Source organism: Ralstonia chuxiongensis (assembly GCF_024158925.1).
Taxonomy (GTDB): Bacteria; Pseudomonadota; Gammaproteobacteria; order Burkholderiales; family Burkholderiaceae; genus Ralstonia; species Ralstonia chuxiongensis.
In genome coordinates this window covers 1-3,263 of the sequence record NZ_JAMYWC010000018.1, presented here as the reverse complement: position 1 = coordinate 3,263, position 3,263 = coordinate 1, and the positions used below count along the sequence as shown (strand labels likewise).

Sequence of the window (3,263 nt, the reverse complement as noted above, 5' to 3'; positions counted from 1 at the left end):
GCTTACACCGCGCGCCGCACCATCAATTCCTTGATCTTGCCGATGGCCTTGGTCGGGTTCAGGCCCTTCGGGCACACATCGACGCAGTTCATGATGGTGTGGCAGCGGAACAGGCGATACGGATCTTCCAGATTGTCCAGACGTTCGCTGGTGGCCTGGTCGCGGCTGTCGGCGATGAAACGATACGCCTGCAGCAGACCGGCCGGGCCGACGAACTTGTCCGGGTTCCACCAGAACGACGGGCACGACGTCGAGCAGCTCGCGCACAGAATGCACTCGTACAGGCCATCGAGCTCTTCACGCTCTTCCGGCGACTGCAGACGCTCCTTCTCGGGCGGCGGCTCGTCGTTGATCAGGTACGGCTTGATCGAGTGGTACTGGTTGAAGAACTGCGTCATGTCCACGATCAGGTCGCGCACCACGGGCAGCCCCGGCAGCGGGCGCAGCACGATCTTCTCGGGCAGCTCACGCATGTTGGTCAGGCAGGCCAGACCGTTCTTGCCGTTGATGTTCATGGCGTCGGAGCCGCACACGCCTTCACGGCACGAGCGACGGAACGCGATCGACTCGTCGAGCTTCTTCAGCTTGACCAGCGCGTCGAGCAGCATGCGCTCGTGACCGTCGAGTTCAACCTCGTAGGTCTGCATGCGGGGCGCTGCGTCCTTGTCCGGATCGTAGCGATAGACTTCAAAAATACGCTTCATTTTTGTGGGCCCTTCTTATCCGTTAGAACGTACGCGCCTTGGGCGGCACCGATTCCACCGACAGCGGCTTCAACTGCACGGGCTTGTAGTCGAGGCGGTTGCCTTCGCTGTACCACAGCGAGTGCTTCATCCAGTTTTCGTCGTCGCGGTTCGGGAAGTCGCTGTGTGCGTGGGCGCCGCGCGATTCCTTGCGGGCGGCGGCCGACACCATCGTCGCCTTTGCCACTTCCACCAGGTTGGCCACTTCCAGCGCTTCGACGCGCGCGGTGTTGAACACCTTGGACTTGTCCTTCAGGTGGATGCTGCCAGCGCGCTCGGCCACTTCCAGGATGCGCTCGACGCCTTCATCCATCAGCTTTTGCGTACGGAACACGCCGGCGTGCGACTGCATGTTGCGGCGGATGTCGTTGGCGACGTCCTGCGCGTACTCGCCCGAGCTGGACGAATCGAGCTTGGCCAGGCGCGACAGTGCGCGGTCCGCTGCATCGGCCGGCAACGGCTTGTGCTCGCGGTTCTTCAGGTTCTGCGCAATGATGTGGTTGCCCGCCGAACGGCCGAACACCACGAGGTCGAGCAGCGAGTTCGTGCCCAGGCGGTTGGCGCCGTGCACCGACACGCACGAGCATTCGCCAATCGCGTAGAAGCCGTTGATGACCTCGTTCGGGTTGCCGTTCTTCGGCACCACGACCTGGCCGTGATAGTTCGTCGGAATGCCACCCATCTGGTAGTGGATGGTCGGTACCACAGGAATCGGTTCCTTGATGGCGTCGACGTTGGCGAACTTCAGGCCGATCTCGCGGATCGACGGCAGGCGCTTCATGATGGTCTCGGCACCGACGTGGGTCAGGTCGAGCAGCACGTAGTCGCCGTTCGGGCCGCAGCCGCGGCCTTCCTTGATTTCCTGATCCATCGAGCGCGACACGAAGTCACGCGGCGCCAGATCCTTGAGCGTCGGGGCATAGCGCTCCATGAAGCGCTCGCCATCCTTGTTACGCAGGATGCCGCCCTCGCCACGCACACCTTCCGTGATCAGCACGCCCGCGCCGGCCACGCCGGTCGGGTGGAACTGCCAGAACTCCATGTCTTCCAGCGGGACGCCCGCGCGCGCTGCCATGCCCAGGCCGTCACCGGTGTTGATGAAGGCGTTGGTGGACGCTGCGTAGATCCGACCTGCACCGCCCGTGGCGAACAGCGTCGTCTTCGCTTCGAGGATGTAGACCTCGCCGGTTTCCATTTCCAGCGCGGTCACGCCCAGCACGTCGCCGTCCTGGTCGCGGATCAGGTCCAGCGCCATCCATTCGACGAAGAAGTGGGTCTTGGCCTTGACGTTACGCTGATACAGCGTGTGCAGCAGCGCGTGGCCGGTACGGTCAGCCGCGGCGCAGGCACGCTGCACGGGCTTCTCACCGTAGTTCGACGTATGGCCGCCGAACGGACGCTGGTAGATGGTGCCGTCGGCGTTGCGGTCGAACGGCATGCCGAAGTGTTCCAGCTCATAGACCACGTTCGGTGCCTGGCGGCACATGAACTCGATCGCGTCCTGGTCGCCGAGCCAGTCGGAGCCCTTGACGGTGTCGTAGAAGTGATAGTGCCAGTTGTCTTCGCTCATGTTACCCAGCGAAGCACCGATACCACCCTGCGCCGCAACGGTGTGCGAGCGGGTGGGGAAAACCTTGGACAGCACGGCCACGGAGAGGCCGGCTTCTGCCAGCTGCAGCGATGCGCGCATGCCCGAACCGCCCGCACCGACGATCACGACGTCGAATTTGCGGCGCGGCAGCCCAGTCTTGACTGCGACCATGTCTTAAACCCTCCAGAGAATCTGAGCTGCGTAGCCCGCACAACCAACGAGCCACAGAATCGTCAACACTTGCAGCGTCAAACGCACTGCCACGGGCTTCACGTAGTCCATCCAGATGTCACGGACACCGATCCAGGCGTGATACGTGAGCGACACGAACGCCAGGAACGTCAGCATCTTCATCCACTGGTTGGAGAACAGCCCCGCCCAGCTTTGGTAAGACGTGTCTTTGGAGAGCAGGAACGAGACCAGCAGCACGACGGTGTAGACCGCCATGATCACGGCGGTGACGCGCTGCGCGAGGAAGTCCTTCAGGCCGTAGTGCGCGCCGACAACGAGGCGCTTGGGACCAATATTGTTATTTGCCATCATTCGACTCCTCAGAACAGGCCGAACAGCTTGGCGCCGAACACGACGGTCAGCAGCAGGCTGACGATCAGCACGCTCACAGCCGACTTGGAGGCCGAGGCCTTGTCGATGCCGATATGCAGATCGAGGATCAGGTAACGGATGCCGGCGCAGAAGTGGTGCAGGTATGCCCAGATGAGGGCAAGGACGACAACCTTGGCAAAGCCGTTGGACAGAAGCGCCGCGAACTTGGCGAAACTGATTTCCGACGTGAGACTTTGCTCGAACAAGTACAGCACGAACGGAAGAAGAAGGAACATCAGCGCACCGCTGGCACGGTGCAAGATGGACACCTTACCGGCCCAGGGCAAGCGGTAACGGGCAATGTCGCCCAAACCGATGTTCCTGTA

At 62.3% G+C, this 3,263-nt stretch carries 4 protein-coding genes; all 4 read right to left on the bottom strand.

Annotation, left to right across the window (positions count from 1 at the left end):
* Positions 1 to 2: 2 nt before the first annotated feature.
* Positions 3 to 704, bottom strand: coding sequence for a succinate dehydrogenase iron-sulfur subunit (locus NKG59_RS26355; protein WP_009241007.1), 702 nt, complete (start codon positions 702 to 704; stop codon positions 3 to 5).
* Positions 705 to 726: 22 nt separating this feature from the next.
* A complete protein-coding gene (sdhA, locus tag NKG59_RS26350) occupies positions 727 to 2,505 on the bottom strand; it encodes a succinate dehydrogenase flavoprotein subunit (RefSeq protein WP_045206860.1) in 1,779 nt (592 codons plus the stop codon).
* A 3-nt stretch (positions 2,506 to 2,508) separates the two neighbouring features.
* Positions 2,509 to 2,874, bottom strand: a complete 366-nt coding sequence (gene sdhD / locus NKG59_RS26345) for a succinate dehydrogenase, hydrophobic membrane anchor protein (RefSeq protein ID WP_045206864.1) — start codon at positions 2,872 to 2,874, stop codon at positions 2,509 to 2,511.
* 11 nt (positions 2,875 to 2,885) lie between these two features.
* The coding region (sdhC, locus tag NKG59_RS26340) for a succinate dehydrogenase, cytochrome b556 subunit (protein WP_253543203.1) at positions 2,886 to 3,263 on the bottom strand (378 nt) is incomplete at its 5' end.